Origin of the sequence: Streptomyces sp. NPDC018610 (genome assembly GCF_044391765.1) — a bacterium.
Lineage (GTDB): Bacteria > Actinomycetota > Actinomycetes > Streptomycetales > Streptomycetaceae > Streptomyces.
In genome coordinates, this window is record NZ_JBISAL010000012.1 from 129,910 (window position 1) to 150,713 (window position 20,804).

21 protein-coding genes and 5 tRNA genes are annotated in these 20,804 nt (G+C 71.4%); 17 read left to right on the forward strand and 9 right to left on the reverse strand.

The features are described from left to right. Positions 1-48: 48 nt before the first annotated feature. From ACH5A8_RS28725 to ACH5A8_RS28740, 4 genes are all read right to left on the reverse strand, one after another. Positions 49-624 (reverse strand): GTP-binding protein, encoded by a 576-nt coding sequence (locus tag ACH5A8_RS28725; protein ID WP_399006787.1) that lies wholly within the window; start codon positions 622-624, stop codon positions 49-51. Further along, entirely contained in the window at positions 605-1,003 is a 399-nt protein-coding gene (locus ACH5A8_RS28730; RefSeq protein WP_009190816.1) for a DUF742 domain-containing protein, read from the reverse strand. Before ACH5A8_RS28730 ends, ACH5A8_RS28725 begins: the two co-directional genes overlap by 20 nt. A gap of 110 nt (positions 1,004-1,113) precedes the next feature. Beyond that, positions 1,114-1,527, reverse strand: coding sequence for a roadblock/LC7 domain-containing protein (locus tag ACH5A8_RS28735; RefSeq protein WP_003973453.1), 414 nt, complete (start codon positions 1,525-1,527; stop codon positions 1,114-1,116). 9 nt (positions 1,528-1,536) lie between these two features. Further along, a complete protein-coding gene (locus ACH5A8_RS28740) occupies positions 1,537-5,619 on the reverse strand; it encodes a nitrate- and nitrite sensing domain-containing protein (protein WP_399006789.1) in 4,083 nt (1,360 codons plus the stop codon). Positions 5,620-6,216: 597 nt separating this feature from the next. On the opposite strand from ACH5A8_RS28740, the gene ACH5A8_RS28745 reads away from it, so the two are divergent. From ACH5A8_RS28745 to gltX, 3 genes are all read left to right on the forward strand, one after another. Then, positions 6,217-6,405 (forward strand): hypothetical protein, encoded by a 189-nt coding sequence (locus ACH5A8_RS28745; RefSeq protein ID WP_399006791.1) that lies wholly within the window; start codon positions 6,217-6,219, stop codon positions 6,403-6,405. A gap of 330 nt (positions 6,406-6,735) precedes the next feature. Beyond that, positions 6,736-7,521 (forward strand): fumarylacetoacetate hydrolase family protein, encoded by a 786-nt coding sequence (locus tag ACH5A8_RS28750; RefSeq protein ID WP_399006793.1) that lies wholly within the window; start codon positions 6,736-6,738, stop codon positions 7,519-7,521. Then, positions 7,505-8,989, forward strand: a complete 1,485-nt coding sequence (gene gltX / locus ACH5A8_RS28755) for a glutamate--tRNA ligase (protein WP_399006795.1) — start codon at positions 7,505-7,507, stop codon at positions 8,987-8,989. Before ACH5A8_RS28750 ends, gltX begins: the two co-directional genes overlap by 17 nt. 60 nt (positions 8,990-9,049) lie before the next feature. Here the strand turns inward: gltX and ACH5A8_RS28760 are convergent, their stop codons facing one another. Continuing rightward, the gene (locus tag ACH5A8_RS28760) at positions 9,050-9,334 is read right to left on the reverse strand and encodes a hypothetical protein (RefSeq protein WP_399006796.1); all 285 of its coding nucleotides are present in this window, start codon (positions 9,332-9,334) and stop codon (positions 9,050-9,052) included. Positions 9,335-9,438: 104 nt separating this feature from the next. Between ACH5A8_RS28760 and ACH5A8_RS28765 the strand changes: the two genes are divergently transcribed. The 6 genes from ACH5A8_RS28765 to ACH5A8_RS28790 all read left to right on the forward strand — a co-directional run bounded on the left by ACH5A8_RS28765 (position 9,439) and on the right by ACH5A8_RS28790 (position 10,795). Beyond that, positions 9,439-10,173 (forward strand): HAD family hydrolase, encoded by a 735-nt coding sequence (locus ACH5A8_RS28765; protein WP_399006798.1) that lies wholly within the window; start codon positions 9,439-9,441, stop codon positions 10,171-10,173. Between the two features lie 91 nt (positions 10,174-10,264). Then, positions 10,265-10,336: transfer RNA gene (locus tag ACH5A8_RS28770), tRNA-Gln, on the forward strand. 41 nt (positions 10,337-10,377) lie between these two features. Next, positions 10,378-10,450, forward strand: a tRNA-Glu gene (locus ACH5A8_RS28775). 63 nt (positions 10,451-10,513) lie between these two features. Then, positions 10,514-10,586, forward strand: a tRNA-Glu gene (locus ACH5A8_RS28780). Positions 10,587-10,606: 20 nt separating this feature from the next. Beyond that, positions 10,607-10,678 (forward strand) — tRNA-Gln (locus ACH5A8_RS28785). A 44-nt stretch (positions 10,679-10,722) separates the two neighbouring features. Then, positions 10,723-10,795, forward strand: a tRNA-Glu gene (locus ACH5A8_RS28790). A gap of 53 nt (positions 10,796-10,848) precedes the next feature. Here the strand turns inward: ACH5A8_RS28790 and ACH5A8_RS28795 are convergent. Further along, complete coding sequence (locus tag ACH5A8_RS28795) at positions 10,849-11,493, reverse strand: MerR family transcriptional regulator (RefSeq protein WP_399006800.1); 645 nt, start codon at positions 11,491-11,493, stop codon at positions 10,849-10,851. Between the two features lie 80 nt (positions 11,494-11,573). Between ACH5A8_RS28795 and ACH5A8_RS28800 the strand changes: the two genes are divergently transcribed. Continuing rightward, a complete protein-coding gene (locus ACH5A8_RS28800) occupies positions 11,574-12,095 on the forward strand; it encodes a DUF4188 domain-containing protein (RefSeq protein WP_399006802.1) in 522 nt (173 codons plus the stop codon). A 90-nt stretch (positions 12,096-12,185) separates the two neighbouring features. On the opposite strand, the gene ndgR is transcribed toward ACH5A8_RS28800, so the two are convergent. Then, entirely contained in the window at positions 12,186-12,902 is a 717-nt protein-coding gene (ndgR, locus tag ACH5A8_RS28805) for an IclR family transcriptional regulator NdgR (RefSeq protein WP_009190822.1), read from the reverse strand. Positions 12,903-13,092: 190 nt separating this feature from the next. On the opposite strand from ndgR, the gene leuC reads away from it, so the two are divergent. The 4 genes from leuC (at position 13,093) to ACH5A8_RS28825 (ending at position 16,437) form a co-directional block, all read left to right on the forward strand. Continuing rightward, positions 13,093-14,523, forward strand: coding sequence for a 3-isopropylmalate dehydratase large subunit (leuC, locus tag ACH5A8_RS28810; protein ID WP_399006804.1), 1,431 nt, complete (start codon positions 13,093-13,095; stop codon positions 14,521-14,523). A 6-nt stretch (positions 14,524-14,529) separates the two neighbouring features. Further along, entirely contained in the window at positions 14,530-15,123 is a 594-nt protein-coding gene (gene leuD / locus ACH5A8_RS28815; protein WP_399006806.1) for a 3-isopropylmalate dehydratase small subunit, read from the forward strand. A gap of 305 nt (positions 15,124-15,428) precedes the next feature. Next, entirely contained in the window at positions 15,429-15,659 is a 231-nt protein-coding gene (locus ACH5A8_RS28820; RefSeq protein WP_399006808.1) for a hypothetical protein, read from the forward strand. 136 nt (positions 15,660-15,795) lie between these two features. Beyond that, positions 15,796-16,437 carry an HU family DNA-binding protein gene (locus ACH5A8_RS28825; protein ID WP_399006810.1) on the forward strand — a complete coding sequence of 214 codons (642 nt, stop codon included), beginning with the start codon at positions 15,796-15,798 and terminating at the stop codon, positions 16,435-16,437. A gap of 86 nt (positions 16,438-16,523) precedes the next feature. Here ACH5A8_RS28825 and ACH5A8_RS28830 read toward each other — a convergent pair whose 3' ends face one another. Then, positions 16,524-16,727 (reverse strand): hypothetical protein, encoded by a 204-nt coding sequence (locus ACH5A8_RS28830; RefSeq protein ID WP_399006812.1) that lies wholly within the window; start codon positions 16,725-16,727, stop codon positions 16,524-16,526. 140 nt (positions 16,728-16,867) lie between these two features. Further along, positions 16,868-17,506, reverse strand: a complete 639-nt coding sequence (gene cofC / locus ACH5A8_RS28835; RefSeq protein ID WP_399006814.1) for a 2-phospho-L-lactate guanylyltransferase — start codon at positions 17,504-17,506, stop codon at positions 16,868-16,870. 201 nt (positions 17,507-17,707) lie between these two features. Here cofC and ACH5A8_RS28840 point away from each other — a divergent pair, with 201 nt between their 5' ends. From ACH5A8_RS28840 to ACH5A8_RS28850, 3 genes are read left to right on the forward strand one after another with little or no spacing between them, the layout of a single operon-like run. Continuing rightward, a complete protein-coding gene (locus ACH5A8_RS28840; RefSeq protein WP_399006816.1) occupies positions 17,708-18,565 on the forward strand; it encodes a lysophospholipid acyltransferase family protein in 858 nt (285 codons plus the stop codon). Then, on the forward strand, positions 18,562-19,572 hold the full coding sequence (locus tag ACH5A8_RS28845; protein ID WP_399006818.1) for an NAD(P)H-dependent glycerol-3-phosphate dehydrogenase: 1,011 nt from the start codon (positions 18,562-18,564) through the stop codon (positions 19,570-19,572). Before ACH5A8_RS28840 ends, ACH5A8_RS28845 begins: the two co-directional genes overlap by 4 nt. A 59-nt stretch (positions 19,573-19,631) precedes the next feature. Next, the gene (locus ACH5A8_RS28850; RefSeq protein ID WP_399006820.1) at positions 19,632-20,789 is read left to right on the forward strand and encodes a D-alanine--D-alanine ligase family protein; all 1,158 of its coding nucleotides are present in this window, start codon (positions 19,632-19,634) and stop codon (positions 20,787-20,789) included. Positions 20,790-20,804: the final 15 nt, after the last annotated feature.

A 20,804-nucleotide genomic window follows, 5' to 3' on the forward strand; every position in this document is an offset into this window, starting at 1 on the left:
CGCCATCCCTGCCTGGGTGCTATGTGAGATGTGTCCGTGTCCGCGTCGTTACCGCAGACGGGCCATCAGCGCGTGCTCGACCAGCGTGATCAGCGCCGACTTGGCGTCCGCGCGGTGCCGGGCGTCGGTGGTGATGATCGGCGCGTCCGGCCCGATCTGCAGCGCCTCGCGGACCTCTTCGGGGCTGTACGGCTGCTGCCCGTCGAAGCCGTTGAGGGCGATGACGAACGGCAGGCCGCTGTTCTCGAAGTAGTCCACGGCCGGGAAGCAGTCGGCGAGGCGGCGGGTGTCGACCAGCACGATCGCGCCGATCGCACCGCGCACCAGGTCGTCCCACATGAACCAGAAGCGGTCCTGGCCGGGGGTGCCGAACAGGTACAGGATCAGGTCCTGGTCGAGCGTGATGCGGCCGAAGTCCATGGCCACCGTGGTGGTGGTCTTGTCCCCGGTGTGGGTGAGGTCGTCGATGCCCGCCGAAGCGGACGTCATCACGGCCTCCGTGCGCAGGGGATTGATCTCCGAGACGGCGCCCACGAACGTGGTCTTGCCCACGCCGAAGCCGCCCGCCACCACGATCTTCGCGGAGGTGGTGGCCCGGCCCCCGTCAGAGCTTGCGAAGTCCACTGAGCACCCTTTCGAGCAGCGTCACGTCCGGTGCGCCGCCGTTGTTCTCGTCACCGCCCGGCTGGTGGATGGCCACCAGCCCGGCCTCTGCCAGGTCCGCGACGAGGATCCTCGCCACACCGAGCGGCATGGCGAGGAGCGCCGAGACCTCGGCGACCGACTTCACCTCACGGCACAGGTGGCAGATCCGCTGGTGCTCCGGGAGCAGTCCCATCAGCGCTGCCGGGTCGGCCGTGGTACTGATCAGCGCCTCGATGGCGAGCTGATAGCGCGGCCGGGTCCGGCCGCCGGTCATCGCGTACGGACGGACCAGCGGCTGGTCGCCCTCGTCCCCGTACGGCTCGGCGTACGGATCATGATGGGCGGTGGGCGGGGTCATGAATCCTCCGGGCGGGACAGCAAGTCGGTCGGGCAAGCCGTCGGACGGGGCCGGTGGGGGGATTGTGGCGGCCGGACGGTGATTTGGTGACGTGGGTGGTACCAGGCCGGTCAGTGGAGCAGACTGCCCTGTAGTTCGGCGCGCAGGTCCGGGGTGAGCACCGCGCCCGCCCGGTCGACCAGCAGCGCCATCTCGTAGCCGACGAGGCCGATGTCGCACTCGGGGTGGGCCAGGACCGCCAGGGACGACCCGTCCGAGACGGACATGAGGAAGAGGAAGCCACGCTCCATCTCCACGACCGTCTGCGCCACGTTGCCGCCCTCGAAGATCCGGGAAGCCCCCGCGGTCAGCGAGGTGAGGCCGGACGCGACGGCCGCGAGCTGGTCGGCGCGGTCGCGCGGGAACCCTTCGGACATCGCCAGAAGGAGTCCGTCCGCGGACACCACGACGGTGTGGGACACCCCAGGGGTGTTGTCCACGAAGTTGGTGATCAACCAGTTGAGGTTCTGTGCCGCCTGGCTCATCGGGCTCAACTAACGCTCCTGCTGGTGAGTGGGGCTCGGGTAGCTGCCCGTCTGGCCGTTGCCGGCCTGACGACCCTGTGCGATGCCCCGACGGAGATTGGTCAGCCGGCCGCGTACGTCATCGGGCGCACGCGAGACCTGCGGACCGTTCTGGTGCTGTTGCTGCTGAGCCGTGCCCGGGACGAGGTTCGCCTTGGGCACCCGGCGCGGCAGGCCGGAGGTGGTGACGCCGCCCGCCGCCGGCTGCCGTACGCGCTCCGCCTGCCGGACGAGTTCGTCGTTCGGCGAGCTGCGCCAGGCCGAGGCCGCGGGACGCTCGGGGGCCGCAGGAGCCTGGGGCTGCTGCGGAGCGGGAGCCGGGGCCCCCGCCTGCTGCCGTTCACCGCGGAACCAGTTGGTCTCCAGGGTGTCGAACAGCGGGGTGCGGCCGTCGCCCGGACCCGCCGGCGGCAGCGCCTCGGGCTCCCGGCCCGCGGGCCGCTGCTGCGGGGCCGGCCGGCGCGGGGCGCCGAAGTCGGCGGGACCGCCGACCGCCTGCGGCCGCTCGAACTGGCCGGTGGACGACGGGTCCTGACGGCCCGGCAGCTGAGGCCGGCCTGAGGCTCCGTTGTCGTGACCGGGCTGCTGGTACTGGCCGGCGGAACCGTTGTCGTACGCCTGTGGGGTGGCGAACTGACCGGTGGAACCGTTGTCGTGACCAGGCTGCTGGTACTGGCCGGTCGAGGCGTTGTCGTAGCCGGGCTGCTGGAACTGCCCCGTGGGAGTGTTGTCGTAGCCCTGCTGCTGGTACTGGCCGTTCGTGCCGTTGTCGTACCCCTGCTGCACCGCCGGGAACTGGCCCGTGGAGCCGTTGTCGTAGCCCTGCTGGGCGGCGAACTGGCCGGTGGAGCCGTTGTCGTAGGCCTGGGGAGCGGCGAACTGGCCGGTGTCGGACGGGTTGTTCGGCCGGCCGCCCTGCGCGCCGGCGCCGAATATGTCCGGACGGACGAAGGAGCCGGTGTTCTGCCCGGCGTCCGCGCCGGGAGCCGCGAACCGGTCCGCGTCCCGGCCGCCGGCCGTGCCGGGCCGGGGAGCGTCGAAGTCGGGGCGGGGGAACGCCGACGTGTCCGCCGGGGCGCCCTGGCCCTGCCGGCCCTCGGGACGCGGCAGCGCCGGCATCTCCGCCGTGCCGCCCGGACCCGAGTGGTCCTCGAACCGCGGCGCGCCGGAGGCCTGTGCCTGCTCCGCCTCGTCGTGCCCGCGCGGGGCGTCGAGGGCGGCGGGGCCCATGGCGTTCTCGTTGCCCCAGCTGGGCGTACGCGGCTGGGGGTTGCCGCCCGGCAGCTCGGCGCGCGGACCACCGCGCGGCGGCAGCTGCGGGGTACGGCCCTGCTCGCCGCCGTTGCCCCGCTGCGGGGGCACGCCACCGCGCTGACCGCCGCCGAAGGCGTCCTGCCGGCCACCGTCGCCGAAGGCGTCCTGCCGGCCGCCCGTGCGCCGGCCGTCGCCGAATCCCTGCGCGGCGCCCGGGCCCGCGGCCTGCAGGCCCTGCGGGGCGCCCGGAGCCCGGCCGCCGAAGCCGGCGGCCGAACCCGCGCCGTTGAGGCCCGGACCGTTCTGGCCGGGAGGGTTCTGGCCGGGAGCGTTGTGACCGGGACCGTTCTGAGCCGGCCGGCCCTGCTGCGGCTGCCCCGGACCCTGCGGTCCGCGCGCGCCGCCCGGACCACCGGGACCACCCGGCCGGCCGCCCACGCCGGGCAGTGCGGCCCGCGGGCCCTGACCCGCGCCGACCTGACCGCGCTGAGCGGCACCGGGGCCGAGGCGCCCGGCGCCTCCCGCGCCGAGGGCGCCGCCCGCCTGACCGCTCTGGCGTCGCGCGGCAGCCGCGCCCGCGGCTGCGGCGGCGGCCGCCGGACCGCCGGCGGAGGGACCGCCTGGCTTGCCGGGAGCCGGCTTCTTGCCGCCCTGGGCGACGTCCACCGGCAGCATGACGAGGGCCGTCGTGCCGCCGGAGTCGGACGGACGCAGCTGGATGCGGATGCCGTGCCGCTGCGACAGACGACCGACCACGAACAGACCCATGCGCCGGGAGACGGAGACGTCCACGGTGGGCGGCGAGGCGAGCCGCTCGTTGATCGCGGCGAGGTCCTCGGGGGAGAGGCCGATGCCGGTGTCGTGGATCTCGATCAGGACGCGGCCGTCGGGCAGCGCGTGACCGGTGACCTTGACCTTGGTCTGCGGGGAGGAGAACGAGGTGGCGTTCTCCAGCAGCTCGGCGAGCAGGTGCACGAGGTCGTTGACGACGCGGCCGGCGACCTCGGTGGTCGGCACCGAGGCCAGCTCGATGCGCTCGTACTGCTCCACCTCGGAGGCGGCGGCGCGCAGGACGTCGACCAGCGGGACCGGGCGGGTCCACCGTCGGCCGGGCTCCTCACCCGCGAGGACCAGCAGGTTCTCGCCGTTACGGCGCATGCGGGTGGCGAGGTGGTCGAGCTTGAACAGCGAGGACAGCTGGTCCGGGTCGGCCTCGCGGGACTCCAGCTCGGAGATCAGCGACAGCTGACGCTGGATCAGGCCCTGGGAGCGGCGCGAGAGGTTGGTGAACATCGCGTTGACGTTGCCCCGCAGCAGGGCCTGCTCGGCGGCGAGGCGGACCGCCTCGCGGTGCACCTCGTCGAAGGCCGCGGCCACCTGGCCGATCTCGTCCCGCGAGTGCACACCGACCGACTCCACGGTGGTGTCCACGTCCTGCGGGTCCGACTCCGACAGCTGCTTGACCAGCTCGGGCAGTCGGTCCTGGGCGACCCGGGTCGCGGTGTCCTGCAGCCGGCGCAGCGAGCGGATCATGGACCGCGCCACGACGAAGGCGCCGATCAGCGAGACGCCGAGGACCAGCAGGATCAGCACACCGGAGATGATGGCGTCCTGCTCGGTGGAGCTGCGCAGCTCGCGCGCCTTCTGCTCCATGTTCTCGAGCAGCGTGTGCTCGATCTTCCGCATCTGCTCGATCTTGGTCGAGCTGTCGTCGACCCAGTCGCGGTAGGAGCGCTTGTTCAGCTGTGAGTCCAGGCCCTGCGCGCTGTCCAGCGCGCGCTTGGCGTACTGGTCGGCGGCCTGGATGGTGGGGTTGCCCTCCTCCACCGGCTTGAGGAGGTCCTCGGCGCCGCTGCCGTAGATGTTGCGGAAGCTGTTGAGCTCGGAGGTCTGGCTGTCCAGCGCCGACTGGGCGTACAGGCGGTCGTTGTCGGAGAGGTGGCCCCGGGTGGTGTTGTTGGCCGGCAGGGCCGCCGCGATGACGGCGCGCTGGACGGACGCGTACTCCTTGGCGGAGGAGAAGGCGGCCAGGGCGCGGGTGCGCTGGATCATCTCCGGGTTGCTGGTCGCCTCGGCCATGTCCTGGGAGAGGCCGAGCAGCTCGGTGATGAGGTGGTGGTAGGCCTCGACCGTCTGGGAGGAGTTGTCCGTGGACTCGTAGGCGCCCTTGCGGATCTTGGCCAGGCCGTTGAGCTCGCTGGCCAGGCCCACGAGTGTGTCGCGGACGCCGAGGAGGCTGCCGTTCTTGCTGGCGCTGTCGATCTCCTCGGAGGCCGACAGGAAGTTGGCCTTGGCGCGGTCCGTCTTGTCCCGGAAGCCCTTGACGGTGATGGCGCTCGCGCTGGAGGGGTGGGCCAGCGGGCCGGCGGACTGGTCGCGCTCCTCCTGGAGCGCGGCGGCCAGCTCGGTGGCCTGCTTGGTCATGTCCGTCAGCAGCTTCATGTTGTCGAGCTGCTGGATGTCGTCCAGGTTCTGGTTGATGCGCAGACCGCCCAGCGTGGTGGCCGCGACGACGGGGAGCGCGAGCAGCGACACCAGGCGGGTGGAGATGCGCCAGTTGCGCAGGGCCATGCGCGAGCCGGGGCCGGTGGGCGTCTGGCCCTTGGCCGGCTTCACCGCCGGATCGGGGCCGGCCGGGGCCTGCGCGGGGGCGGAGCCGGCGCGCTCCTTGTCGCCGGACTGGGCCGGACCCGGGTTCTGGGCGTGCTGGGGCGAGGAGCTGACGGCCATGGGGCCAGTCCCGCCGTGCGGCTCCGGCTCCGCCGAAGCGCTGCCATCCCTCTTGAAACGTCCCTGCACTAGCGTCGCAACCTCTGGACCAGGCGTCCTTCCGCACGAGAGGAAGGACGGTGTCGGCGTTGTGGGGGGCGCCCTGAAAACGCACCCCGGGTGGTCGTGAGTGACCGGCGCTGTCTCCCCCTGTCTCGCCGCCACTCGGCGCTGCGTTGCGCCCCTGCGCGCCGGGTCGATCCTGCGGCGGTCCGTGGCATTCCAGCACAGTGCAGGATCTCCAACAAGGCATGTGGGCCATGCTGTGACCTCTGTGACACCGTGTGAGTGACGAGTTACCGGTGGTGGAAAGTGATCTCCCGCATACCGGACATATGGCTACGAGCCGATGAGCGGGGTCAGGTGTCCCAGTCGCCATGATCGGGAGCGGAATGGCTGCTTCAGGCGGTGAATGTCCGTTTCGGCCGCGTGGGATCCGCCCATGAATTGTCCGGATTGTCGATACGTCCGTGAGCAAACTCACATGGAGATCACGGACTCTGCACGCCCTCGGCCGGGAATTGAATGTTTAGCCTGACGCTTTACATAAGGCGCAACGCTGCCAACCCGCGCGCGAGGGCCCTCCGACGCTCCCGGCGCCCGTAGACGACAAGGTCTCTGACAACCGTGAAGACGACGATGATGTTCCGCAACATAGCCAACCCCCGGCGCACGACCCTCGCCCACCTCGAGGACGCCGAGGCGCTGCAGACCCCGGAACTGCCGGAGCACCCCGTCACCCTCCCCACCCAGACCGCCAACCCCAGGCGCACCGTTCTCATGGAGGCGCCGGCCGCGGCCGCCGTCACGCAGTAGTACGCGCCCGGGCCGCGAAGCGCTCGGACCGGCCCGGCGTGCTCGCGCCGACGCACCGGCGCGCACATGGAGATCAGGGGCGTCCCCGGCCCAGGGGGCGCCCCTCCTTCGTGCCCGCTCTCAGGTCCGGGCGCCCCTCCACGGAGGGCCGTCCCCAGGTCCGGCGCTCCTCCTCCGGGCCCGCCCCCGGTTCCGCGGGGCCCGTCCGCACGGGGCCTCCGGGCGCGCGACCGGCCGCTCCGGCGGCGCGATGCGCGAGATGGGGGGCCCGCGCCGCGTTAGCCTGGAGCGTCAGACTCCAGCCGCTTCAGTCAAGGGGCCAAGCAACCCGTGCGCATCGCCAGGTTCTCCATCGACGGGAACGTCGCTTTCGGCGCGGTCGAGGGCGACCAGCCGGACGAGCTCGTCCTCGACATCATCAAGGGCATCCCGTTCGCGGACTTCGAGCTCTCCGGGACCAAGGTGCCGCTGAGCAAGGTACGGCTGCTGCCGCCGGTGCTCCCCAACAAGGTCGTCGCCTTCGGCCGCAACTACGCCGAGCACGCCCGCGAACTCGGCAACGAGGTGCCCGACGCCCCGTTCGCCTTCTTCAAGCCGTCCACCTCGGTGATCGGCCCCGGCGACCCGATCCAGTACCCCTCCTTCTCCGAGGAACTGCACCACGAGGCCGAGCTGGCGGTCGTCATCGGCCGCATGTGCCGCGAGGTCCCGCGCGACCGCGTCAAGGACGTGATCTTCGGCTACACCTGCGCCAACGACGTCACCGCCCGCGACGTCCAGCGCCGCGAGAAGCAGTGGGCGCGGGCCAAGGGCTTCGACAGCTCCTGCCCGCTCGGCCCCTGGGTGGAGACGGACCTCGACCTCGCCGCCGCTGCCGACCTGACCATCCAGCTCACCGTCAACGGCGAGCAGCGGCAGCTGGGCCGCACCAGCGAGATGATCCACCCCATCGAGGATCTGATCGTCAACATCTCCGAGGCGATGACGCTGCTCCCCGGCGACGTCGTCCTCACGGGCACCCCGGCAGGGGTCGGCCCCCTGAACGTCGGCGACGACGTCGCCGTCACCATCGAAGGCATCGGCACTCTCACCAACAAGGTTGTCAAGCGTGGCTAGCGCACCAGTCCGTGTCCGTTTCTGTCCCTCGCCCACCGGTAACCCCCACGTGGGGCTGGTCCGCACCGCCCTGTTCAACTGGGCGTTCGCCCGCCACCACCAGGGCACCCTCGTCTTCCGCATCGAGGACACCGACGCGGCCCGCGACTCCGAGGAGTCCTACAACCAGCTGCTCGAGGCGATGCGCTGGCTGGGCTTCGACTGGGACGAGGGCCCCGAGGTCGGCGGGCCGCACCCGCCCTACCGCCAGTCGCAGCGGATGGACATCTACCAGGACGTCGCCCGGAAACTGCTGGACGCCGGCCACGCCTACCACTGCTACTGCTCCCAGGAGGAGCTGGACGGCCGCCGCGAGGCCGCCCGCGCCGCCGGCAAGCCCTCCGGCTACGACGGCCACTGCCGCGAGCTGAGCGCCGAGCAGGTCGAGGAGTACCGGGCGCAGGGCCGCAGCCCCATCGTCCGCTTCCGGATGCCCGACGAGACGATCACCTTCACGGACCTGGTCCGCGGCGAGATCACCTACCTTCCGGAGAACGTCCCGGACTACGGCATCGTCCGCGCCAACGGCGCCCCCCTGTACACGCTCGTCAACCCGGTCGACGACGCGCTGATGGAGATCACCCACGTCCTGCGCGGCGAGGACCTGCTCTCCTCCACCCCGCGCCAGATCGCCCTGTACAAGGCGCTGATCGAGCTGGGCGTCGCCAAGTCGATCCCCGCCTTCGGCCATCTGCCGTACGTGATGGGCGAGGGCAACAAGAAGCTCTCCAAGCGCGACCCGCAGTCCTCGCTGAACCTCTACCGCGAGCGCGGCTTCCTGCCCGAGGGCCTGCTCAACTACCTCTCGCTGCTCGGCTGGTCGCTCTCGGCCGACCAGGACATCTTCTCCATCGAGGAGATGGTCGCGGCCTTCGACATCGCGGACGTCAACCCGAACCCGGCGCGCTTCGACCTGAAGAAGTGCGAGGCGATCAACGCCGACCACATCCGCATGCTCGACGTGAAGGACTTCACGGAGCGCTGCGCGCCCTGGCTGAAGGCCCCCTTCGCGCCGTGGGCCCCGGAGGACTTCGACGAGACCAAGTGGCAGGCGATCGCCCCGCACGCCCAGACCCGTCTGAAGGTCCTCTCCGAGATCACGGACAACGTCGACTTCCTGTTCCTGCCCGAGCCCGTCTTCGACGAGGCCAGCTGGACGAAGGCGATGAAGGAGGGTTCGGACGCCCTGCTCACGACGGCCCGCGAGAAGCTGGAGGCGGCCGACTGGACGTCCCCCGACTCCCTGAAGGAGGCCGTCCTGGCCGCCGGCGAGGCCCACGGCCTCAAGCTCGGCAAGGCCCAGGCCCCGGTCCGCGTCGCCGTCACCGGCCGCACGGTCGGCCTGCCCCTCTTCGAGTCCCTGGAGGTCCTGGGCAAGGAGACGACCCTGGCCAGGATCGACGCGGCGCTGGCGAAGCTCGCCGCATAACCGGCCGAACGCGACAGGGGCGGCCCCGGACCTCCGGGCGCCGCCCCCGTCGCATCGCGCTCATTGTGCGTCGGCCTCGTCGATCAGGTAGGCGCTCTCGTCGAAGACCTCCAGCACGACGACGACCATGATCGCACCGGCCACCATGTACTCCAGCACCACGCCCGGGGCCACGTACGCCTTGCGCAGGTTCTCGTCCGGGCCGAGCGGTGCGGTCGAGTTCTTCCGGAACGGATCGCGGGCCAGTATGCGCACGGCCCTGTCCAAGTGCGCCCGACGCTCCGCGGGCAGGGCGTCGTACGTGGCGTGCGCCTCGACGGTGAACTGGATGCGGTACTCGCTCATGGATCCACGCTAGGGCATCCGGCAACCCGGCAACCGCGAACCGGAACCGAAGGACCTGGAGCGGACGGCCACGCCGACGGCGCTCGCTGCCTAGGCTGGATCCCATGGCGATCCAAGCCGTCCTGTGGGACGTCGACGACACCCTCTTCGACTACACCACGGCCGACCGGACCGGGATGCGTACGCATCTGCTGGCCGAGCGCCTGCTGGAGCGGTACGGTGACGTGGAGCAGGCCCTCGCCCACTGGCGGCGGATCACCGACGAGCAGTGGGCGCGGTTCTCGGCGGGGGAGGCGACCTTCGAGGAGCAGCGGCGGGACCGGGTGCGGGTCTTCCTCGGCCGGCCGGAGCTGACCGACGCCGAGGCCGAGGCGTGGTTCGCGCGTTACCTGCGCCACTACGAGACCGCCTGGGCGCTCTTCCCGGACGTGCTGCCCGTCCTGGACGCCCTCGCCGCCAGCCACCGGCACGCCGTGCTCTCCAACTCCAGCCTCCGCGTCCAGGAGCACAAGCTGCGGGTGCTCGGCGTGCGCGACCGCTTCGAGCTGGTGCTGTGCGCCGCGGAGCTGGGGGTGTCCAAGCCGGCCGCCGGTGCCTTCCACGCGGCCTGCGAGGCGCTGGAACTCGCCCCGCACCAGGTCGCGTACGTGGGCGACCACCCGGAGATCGACGGGCGGGGCGCCGCCGAGGCGGGGCTGCTGTCGGTCTGGATCGACCGTGGCGGCGTGTACACCGTGGGTGACGCCGAGGGCGGTCCGCGTCGGATCTCCTCCCTCTCCGAACTGCCGGCGACGCTCGGTGCGGATAGTCGTTTTGGAGCCCCGTCCACCTTCGGGTAATGTTCTTCCTGCGCCGAGGGGAACGGGCCGAAAGGCCGGAAACCCGAAGCGCACTACTAGAACAAGAACCCCACAGGGGCTTGCGTTCCAGTGGCCTATGGTGTAATTGGCAGCACGACTGATTCTGGTTCAGTTAGTCTTGGTTCGAGTCCAGGTAGGCCAGCTCGCAGATGCTTCAATCTGCACCGCGGATCTGATCCGCGAGCCCCCGTTGTGTAGCGGCCTAGCACGCTGCCCTCTCAAGGCAGTAGCGCCGGTTCGAATCCGGTCGGGGGTACAGATCCTTCCCGCGAGGACAGTCAGGGTAGCTCCCGCCGTCTCTCGATGCAGGATCGCTAGGGCCCCCGTTGTGTAGCGGCCTAGCACGCCGCCCTCTCAAGGCGGTAGCGCCGGTTCGAATCCGGTCGGGGGTACGACTGGTCTAAACCATCATTGGTCTATGGTGTAATTGGCAGCACGACTGATTCTGGTTCAGTTAGTCTTGGTTCGAGTCCAGGTAGACCAGCTCGGACCTGCGGCGGAGCAGTATGAAACGCATGCAGTGTCCACGCCCCCGTTGTGTAGCGGCCTAGCACGCCGCCCTCTCAAGGCGGTAGCGCCGGTTCGAATCCGGTCGGGGGTACACCATCCGATGGGCCCCGCTTCGGCGGGGCCCATCGGCGTTCCCGCACCGGCTCACTCGAAGCCGTACCGGCGCGCCGACTCCTCCTCCTGGGCCAGCCGGCGCAGGGCCAGCAGCATCGGCTCGGCCAGGACCGCCCCCAGTACCGCGGTCTCCGCGCGCTCGGCCTCCGAGGGGCGCGTGTCCACGAAGTCCAGGTCGAGCACGGCCGCCTCGTGCATCAACCGCGCGTACGGCGCCATCCGTTCCGCGCCCCAGTCGTGCCCGAGCCGCCGGAACGCCGCGAGCGCCACCACCAGCGAGCGGTAGGAGGGCGAGATGGTCACCAGCGCCTGCGCGTTCGACCAGCCCAGGGTGTGGAGGAGTTGGTCCACCTCCTGCCGGGCGGTCCGCACGAACTCGTCGTCCTCGTCCGGCTCCGGCACCTGCGGCAGCGCCCACAGCGCGGCGCCCATCCGGATCGTGCGGCCCAGGGAGTCGTCGTCGATGTGCCCGAGCACCTCCCGGACCGTCGCCACGGGCAGCCGTCCCACCTGGATCAGCGAACGCACCAGCCGCAGCCGGCGCAGATGGTCCTCGTCGTACTCGGCGGTCGTCGCGTTGATCTGCCGGCCGGGCGCCAACAGCCCTTCGCGCAGGTAGTACTTGATCGTCGCGGCGGCCACACCGCTGCGCTCGCTCAACTCGGCCAGCCGCATCTCTTGCGTCCTTTCTCGGATACCGGCACTATCCAAGCATGCGGCGATTGGATAGCGTCGCTCACCGAACGGGGGAAGTCATGTCCGCACGCAAGGTCGTCGCCGGCCGCACCACCGCCGACGCGCGGGGGGAGGTCGCGGTCCTGCTCATCGGCATGCGCGTCAACCGCTTCTGGGCGGTCCACCAGTGGGTGCCCGTGATGGCCGCGATGCTGCGCATGCTGGCCGAGCTGGCGAAGGCCCCGGAGCGCGGACTGCTCGGCCGCGTCCTGCTGACGGCCTCGCCGCGCACGTACTACGTCGTCCAGTACTGGGAGTCCAAGGAGAAGCTCTACGCCTACGCGAGCGCGCCCGACGCCCACCACCACCGGATGTGGGCGCTGGTCAACCGCGAGGAGCGGGCCGGGAAGGTGCGCGGGCACGTGGGGATATGGCACGAGGCGTACGTCGTGCCGGAGGGCTCCTACGAGGCGATCTACGGCGACATGCCCGCCTTCGGGCTCGCCGCGGCGCACGGGCAGGTACCCGTCGAGCGGCGGGGACGCTCCGCGCGGGACCGGTTCGCGCACCGGACGCGGGAGCCCGCCGAAAAAGCCGTGTGACCGGGGGGATCGGGGGACGGGAAGGGCCTGCCGCGGCGTTGGGGCAGGCCCTTCCCGGCTGTACGGGAGGTGCGGGGAGGGGGAGGGGGGTCAGGCGGAGCGGCGCAGGGCCTCGGAGAGGCGGGCGGCGGCGTCGATGACCGCCTGGGCGTGCATCCGGCCGGGGTGACGGGTCAGCCGCTCGATGGGGCCGGAGACCGACACGGCGGCCACCACGCGGTTGGAGGGGCCGCGCACGGGCGCGGAGACCGACGCGACGCCCGGCTCGCGCTCGCCGATCGACTGCGCCCAGCCGCGCCGCCGCACGCCCGACAGGGCCGTCGCCGTGAAGCGGGCGCCCTGGAGGCCCCGGTGGAGGCGCTCCGGCTCCTCCCAGGCCATCAGGACCTGCGCGGAGGAGCCCGCCTTCATCGTGAGCGTCGAGCCGACCGGGACCGTGTCCCGCAGACCGGACAGGCGCTCCGCGGCGGCGACGCAGATGCGCATGTCGCCCTGGCGCCGGTAGAGCTGCGCGCTCTCGCCGGTGACGTCCCTGAGGTGGGTGAGGACCGGGCCGGCGGTGGCGAGGAGACGGTCCTCACCCGCGGCCGCGGCCAGTTCCGCGAGCCGGGGGCCGAGAATGAAACGGCCCTGCATGTCGCGTGCCACCATGCGGTGGTGTTCCAGGGCCACGGCCAGCCGGTGGGCCGTGGGTCGTGCCAGTCCGGTGGCCGCGACCAGACCCGCGAGGGTGGCCGGACCGGACTCCAGGGCGCTCAGGACAAGGGCTGCCTTGTCCAGGACGCCGACGCCGCTACTGTTGTCCATGCAACGATACTCGCGTCTCACTCTGTGAAACGCAAGTTCAATTTTCCGTGGAACACGCCACCCTGGTAGTCACAGCGGCCCGTGGACCGGCGGGCCCGGCGGCGGCTGCCCGTAGGGGGGCGCGGTGCCGCCTCCTCAAGATCTCTAGTTGGGCCGGTGCGCGCTGTCGCGTCCGGCCGGAGGGAAAGCGATGGGTAGGACACTCGCGGAGAAGGTCTGGGACGACCACGTCGTCCGGCGCGCCGAGGGCGAGCCCGACCTCCTCTTCATCGATCTGCACCTGCTGCACGAGGTGACCAGCCCCCAGGCCTTCGACGGCCTCCGCAAGAGCGGGCGCGGTGTGCGCCGGCTCGACCTGACCATCGCCACCGAGGATCACAACACCCCGACCCTCGACATCGACAAGCCCATCGCGGACCCGGTCTCCCGCGCCCAGCTGGAGACGCTGCGCAAGAACTGCGCGGACTTCGGCGTGCGGCTGCACCCGCTGGGCGACGTCGAGCAGGGCGTCGTGCACGTGGTCGGCCCCCAGCTGGGTCTGACCCAGCCGGGCACCACCGTCGTCTGCGGCGACTCGCACACCTCCACGCACGGCGCCTTCGGCGCTCTGGCGTTCGGCATCGGCACCTCCCAGGTGGAGCACGTGCTGGCCACCCAGACGCTGCCGATGGCCCGCCCGAAGACCATGGCCATCACCGTCGACGGCGAACTGCCCGAGGGCGTCACCGCCAAGGACCTGATCCTCGCGATCATCGCGCGCATCGGCACCGGCGGCGGCCAGGGCTACGTCCTGGAGTACCGCGGCTCCGCCATCGAGAAGCTCTCGATGGAGGCCCGCATGACCATCTGCAACATGTCGATCGAGGCCGGCGCCCGCGCGGGCATGATCGCCCCCGACCAGACCACCTTCGACTACCTGAAGGGCCGCCCGCACGCCCCCGAGGGCGAGGACTGGGACGCCGCCGTCGCGTACTGGAGGACGCTGCGCACCGACGACGACGCCCGGTTCGACGCCGAGGTCGTGATCGATGCCGCCGAGCTGTCCCCGTTCGTCACCTGGGGCACCAACCCCGGCCAGGGCGCGCCGCTTTCGGCCGCCGTCCCCGACCCGGCTTCGTACGAAGACGCTTCGGAGCGCCTGGCCGCCGAAAAGGCCCTGGAGTACATGGGGTTGGAGGCCGGTCAGCCGCTGCGCTCCATCGATGTGGACACCGTCTTCGTAGGCTCCTGCACCAACGGCCGCATCGAGGACCTGCGCGCCGCCGCCGACATCGTCCGGGGCCGCAAAGTCGCCGACGGCGTACGGATGCTGGTCGTCCCCGGCTCCGCGCGGGTCGGTCTGCAGGCCGTCTCCGAGGGCCTGGACGTGGTCTTCAAGGAGGCCGGCGCCGAATGGCGGCACGCGGGCTGCTCCATGTGCCTGGGCATGAACCCCGACCAGCTGGCCCCCGGCGAGCGCTCCGCCTCCACCTCCAACCGCAACTTCGAGGGCCGGCAGGGCAAGGGCGGCCGCACCCACCTGGTGTCCCCGCAGGTCGCCGCCGCCACCGCGGTCCTCGGCCACCTGGCCTCCCCGGCCGACCTGTCCGACGCCGACGCCCCCACGCCCGCTGGAGTCTGAGAGATCATGGAAGCCTTCACCACCCACACCGGCCGGGCCGTCCCGCTGCGCCGCAGCAACGTCGACACCGACCAGATCATCCCCGCCCACTGGCTCAAGAAGGTCACCCGCGACGGGTTCGAGGACGGGCTGTTCGAGGCCTGGCGCAAGGACCCCGAGTTCGTGCTCAACCGCCCCGAGCGGCAGGGCGCCACCGTGCTGGTCGCCGGCCCCGACTTCGGCACCGGCTCCTCCCGCGAGCACGCGGTCTGGGCGCTGCAGAACTACGGCTTCAAGACCGTGATCTCCGCCCGCTTCGCCGACATCTTCCGCGGCAACTCGCTGAAGAACGGCCTGCTCACGGTGGTCCTGGACCAGAAGGTCGTGGAAGCGCTGCAGGAGCTCACGGAGAGCGACCCGACCGCCGAGATCACCGTCGACCTGGTGGCGCGCGAGGTGCGCGCCGAGGGGATCACCGCCTCCTTCGAGCTGGACGAGAACTCGCGCTGGCGGCTGCTGAACGGCCTGGACGACATCTCCATCACCCTCCAGAACGAGGAGGACATCGCCGCCTACGAGGCGAAGCGCCCGTCGTTCAAGCCGCGCACGCTGCAGGTGTGATCCACCGCCCCGACCGGTGACGGACCGGTGAACCGGTCCGGTGATCCGGGACCGTGACAAGTCGAGTTTCGGCCACCGTGAAACGCCGCTGTACCCCCGATCGCCACGATCGGGGGTACAGCCGTTTTGGGGCCCTGCCCTTCGCCGCACCGTCGGGCGGCATGCCAACTTCCCACGTTAAACGGGTTGTTGCCGGGGTACGTGGGGTTCGAGGCCCCGGCCGGCGACGATGCCCGGAAGGCTGTCCGAGGCGGCAGTTGCCCCCTGCGCAGGCGACAACTCGCCCCAGATGGCACAATCTGTGCATGGACGACGACGGCCAACTCGAGCTCTATGCGGCGGTCGCGGCCCAGCTGAAGGAAGCGCACTCACGAGTGCGCGCACTGCAAGTCCCGGAGGGCGTACGGATGGCGCTGACCCGGAAGCTGCTGGTCATTACGGCCGCGGCCAAGCACGATCTCGCCGGGGCGACAAGGCGTCTGGAGCGGTTCACGGCGGACCTCGACGAGGGGCGAATCCCCGGCGAGGAAGCCTGAACAGCCCGAGACCGTCGAGTCTGTTGCGGCACAAGGGTGATTAGCCCGTTTCGTGTTTGATTTGCGGTATATATCTGCCTAACGTGCGAAAAAGCTTGAACATCTTCGTTCTGGCGAGGTCTCCGAAGGGGAAGACGTGAACAAGGCGCAGCTCGTAGAAGCGATTGCCGACAAGATGGGCGGCCGGCAGCAGGCAGCCGACGCCGTCGACGCGGTACTGGACGCCATCGTCCGAGCGGTCGTCGCGGGAGACCGGGTCTCGGTCACCGGCTTCGGGTCCTTCGAGAAGGTCGACCGCCCGGCCCGCTACGCCCGTAACCCGCAGACGGGTGAGCGGGTGCGGGTCAAGAAGACCTCCGTTCCCCGCTTCCGGGCCGGCCAGGGCTTCAAGGACCTGGTGAGCGGCTCGAAGAAGCTTCCGAAGAACGACATCGCGGTGAAGAAGGCGCCCAAGGGCAGCCTGTCCGGCCCGCCCCCCACCATCGCCAAGGCCGCCGGCAAGAAGGCCGCCGCGAAGAAGACCACCGCCGCCGCCGCGAAGAAGGCGACCGCGAAGAAGGCGACGCCGGCGGCGAAGAAGACCACCGCCAAGAAGACGACGACGGCGGCGGCCAAGAAGGCCACCCCGGCCGCCAAGAAGACGACGGCGACGAGCGCCGCGAAGAAGACCGCGGCGAAGAAGGCCCCCGCGAAGAAGGCGACGGCGAAGAAGGCCCCGGCCAAGAAGTCGACCGCCCGCAAGACCACCGCCAAGAAGACCACCGCTCGCGGCAAGTAGGCGCACCGCGGTTCTCTGCGCCGGGCCGGACTCCTGAGGGAGCCCGGCCCGCGGTGCGTTCGTGGGCCCGTGAGCGCCGGGCCCGCTCAGAAGGTCTGCAGCGTCACCAGGGTGATCCGCAGGGCCTCGCCCTCGCCCGCGGTCTCGATCCGCACCCGCTGGCCCGGGCGCAGCAGCCGCAGACCGCCCGCGTCGAACGCCGCGCTCGCGAAGGGCACCGGGGTGCCGTCGTCCAGGAGTACCTGCCCGCTGCGGCTTTCGGGGTCGTACGTGTATGCGGTCGCCTGCATGACCGCAGCCTACTGCTCCCGGCCGCGCCCCGCCCCGCGCCGTCGCGGGGCCGGCCTCGCCGCCGTCACGGCACACGCGCTTTCGGGGCCGCCCCCCGTCGCCGTGGGGCCGCGGCCCGGCGTCGCGGGGCCGGGCCGCCTCACTGTTCCGGGATCAGCAGGTGCGCGGCGGCCGCGGCCGTCCGAGGGCCCACGCCCAGGGCGAGGGCCGCGCGCAGATCGGCGCCGGTGTCGACGTCCTGGCGCACCGAGTCCACGGCGTCGAGTTCGAGTTCCGCGGCTCCCGAGGCGCGGTGCCGAAAGCGGGAGGCGCCTTCGAATGCCGGGCGCAATTCCTGGGCGGCCGACGCCGCCAGCAAGGTGGTGCCGACCCGCGCCGCGTCCGCGAGAAAGGCGCGCGGGAATTCGGCCGCCGCCCGCAGGACGCGGGCCAATTCCACGGGCCGCAGTGCCGGGAGATCGGCGTTGAGCGCGGCCACCGGACTTTCGGGACGCGCCGCCCGTACCGCCGTCGCGCCGTGCGCGAGCGCGGCGTTCAGTCCGGCGCGCGGCGCGTCCGCGACGATCCGGGCGCCCAGCGCCGCCAGCTCCCGCCCGGCCAGCGCGTCGTCCGTGACGACCGCCACATCCGCGACCGCCGGGCAGGCCAGGGCGGCCGCCACGGTGTCCTGCGCGAAGGCGAGGACGAGGCCCGGACGGACCCCGTCGCCGGCGGTGTCCGAGAGCCTGCTCTTGGCCCGCGCCAGGGGCTTCAGGGGGATGACCAAGGTCCACTGCACGGGCGTTCGTCCCTCTCTTCGTCCCGGACATTCTCCCCGGTCGGCCGGTGCCGCCGGGGCAGGGGGGTGGCACGCGAAGCTCCTTCCAAGGGCGGTGGCGGGCGACGGGCGGGCGTACGGTGTTCTCGACAGACCGGCGGCCTGGGGCGACACTTGTGCGGCTCCCGGCCCCCGGGGGCAGACCTAGAGGAAGGTGTCCGCGTGCCCCGCCGCAGAATCGGCTTCTGGTACCGCTTCGCAGCGGTGATCTGCAAACCGCCGCTGGTGGTTCTGATCAAGCGGGACTGGCGCGGAATGGAGAACATTCCGGCCGATGGCGGATTCATCACCGTGGTGAATCACAATTCGCACATCGACCCCTTCGCCTACGCCCACTTTCAGTACAACACCGGGCGGGTCCCGCGATTCCTCGCGAAGAGCGGGCTTTTCAAGAAGGGACTCGTGGGCGCCGCCATGCGCGGCACCGGCCAGATCCCCGTCTACCGCGAGAGCACGGACGCGCTGAGCGCCTTCCGCGCCGCCATCGACGCCGTGGAGCGCGGCGAGTGCGTCGCCTTCTACCCGGAGGGCACCCTCACCCGCGACCCGGACGGCTGGCCGATGACCGGCAAGACGGGCGCCGCCAGGGTCGCCCTGCAGACCAGGTGCCCGGTGATCCCGGTCGCCCAGTGGGGCGCCAACGAACTCCTGCCGCCCTACGCCAAGAAGCCGAACCTGCTGCCGCGCAAGACGCACCAGGTGCTGGCCGGTCCGCCGGTGGACCTGTCGCGCTTCTACGGCGAGGAGATGACCCCGGACGTGCTGAAGGAGGCGACCGAGGTCATCATGGCGGCCATCACCGGCCTGCTGGAGCAGGTCCGCGGCGAGAAGGCGCCCGCCGTGCCGTACGACCCGCGCCGAGAGCGGATCGAGCAGCGCCGCAGGACCCAGGCCCAAGCCCAAGCCCAAGCCCAGGCGCGGGCACACGGCCAGGCACGGACCCAGGACGCCGCCGTCCCGGTCGCCCCGCAGGAGCCGGCCGTCCGGGAAGCCGTGCGGGAAGAGGGGCAGGGCGCATGAGCCGGCCGGTCAAGGCGGCCGTCTTCGGGACCGGGTCGTGGGGCACCGCCTTCGCCGTGGTCCTCGCCGACGCCGGCTGCGACGTCACCCTGTGGGCCCGCCGCGAGGACGTCGTCGAGGCGGTCAACTCCACGCGGACCAACCCGGACTACCTGCCCGGCGTCGAACTCCCGCGCACCGTGCGGGCCACGACGGACGCCGCCGAGGCCGCCCGCGACGCGGACTTCACGGTCCTCGCCATCCCCTCGCAGACCATGCGCGACAACCTCGCGAAGTGGGCTCCGCTGCTCGCGCCGGACACCGTCCTCGTCTCCCTGATGAAGGGCGTCGAACTGGGTTCGGCGATGCGCATGAGCGAAGTGATCGAGGACGTCACCGAGGTCGCCGCCGACCGCGTCGCCGTCGTCACCGGGCCCAACCTCGCCCGCGAGATCGCCGCGCGCATGCCGGCCGCCGCCGTGGTGGCCTGCACCGACGAGGCGGTCGCCCGGCGGCTCCAGGCCGCCTGCCACACCCCGTACTTCCGGCCCTACACCAACACCGACGTCGTCGGCTGCGAACTCGGCGGCGCCGTCAAGAACGTGATCGGCCTGGCCGTCGGCATCGCGGACGGCATGGGGCTCGGCGACAACGCCAAGGGCTCGCTCATCACCCGCGGCCTCGCCGAGACCACGCGCCTGGGCATGGCGCTGGGCGCCGACCCGCTCACCTTCTCCGGACTGGCCGGCCTCGGCGACCTGGTGGCGACCTGCTCCTCGCCGCTGTCGCGCAACCACACCTTCGGCACCAACCTCGGCAAGGGCATGACCCTCCAGGAGACCATCGCCGTCACCAAGCAGACCGCCGAGGGTGTCAAGTCCTGCGAGTCGGTGCTGGACCTGGCCCGCCGGCATGGCGTCGACATGCCCATCACCGAGACGGTGGTCGCCATCGTGCACGAGGGCAAGTCGCCGGTGGTCGCGGTGAAGGAGCTGATGTCGCGCAGCGCGAAGCCCGAGCGACGCTGAGCGACCCCGCCTCGCCAACGCTGTCTCGGGGCACTACCACCGGGTACTCTCATCGCGATATGAGCACCGAGAACCTCCCCCAGAGTCCCGAGCAGCCGTCCCGCAAGCCGCGCGTGGCCGTCGTGTGCGGCGGACGCAGCTCCGAACACGGGATCTCCGTGGTCACCGCCGGAGCGGTGCTGCGCGCCATCGACCGGTCCAAGTACGAGGTCCTGCCGATCGGCATCACCACGGACGGCCGTTGGGCCCTGACCGCGGACGACCCGGAGCGCATGGCGATCACCGACCGCCGCACTCCCACCGTCGACGAACTCGCCGAGTCCACCGAGGGCGGCGTGGTGCTCCCCGTCGACCCGAACGACCGCGAGGTCGTCTACACCGAGCCCGGCTCGGTGCCCAAGGCGCTCGGCGAGGTCGACGTCGTCTTCCCGGTGCTGCACGGCCCCTACGGCGAGGACGGCACCCTGCAGGGCCTGCTGGAGCTGTCCGGCGTGCCCTACGTCGGCTCGGGCGTGCTCGCCTCGGCCGTCGGCCAGGACAAGGAGTACATGAAGCGGGTGTTCACCTCCTTCGGGCTCAGGGTGGGCCCGTACGTGGTGATCCGGCCGCGCGAGTGGGAGCAGGACCCCGCCGCCGCCCGCGGGAAGATCGTCGACTTCGTCGGCGAGCACGGCTGGCCGCTGTTCGTGAAGCCCGCCCGTGCCGGTTCGTCGATCGGCATCACCAAGGTGGACGACCTCTCCGGCCTCGACGAGGCGATCGAGGAGGCCCGCCGGCACGACCCGAAGGTGCTCGTGGAGGCCGCGGTGCGCGGCCGTGAGATCGAGTGCGGGGTGCTGGAGTTCGAGGACGGCCCGCGCGCCTCCGTGCCGGCCGAGATCCCGCCGCCCCAGGAGCACGCGTACTACGACTTCGAGGCCAAGTACATCGACTCCACCCCCGGCGTCGTGCCCGCCCCGCTGACCGAGGAGCAGACCGCCGAGGTGCGGCGGCTGGCGGTGGAGGCGTTCGAGGCGGCCTCCTGCGAGGGCCTGGTCCGCGCGGACTTCTTCCTCGCCGAGGACGGCGGGTTCGTCATCAACGAGATCAACACCATGCCCGGCTTCACGCCCATCTCGATGTACCCGAAGATGTGGGAGGCCACCGGCATCTCCTACGAGGAGCTGGTGGACCGTCTCATCCAGGCGGCGCTGCGCCGCTCGACGGGCCTGCGCTGAGGGACAGCACCCCCT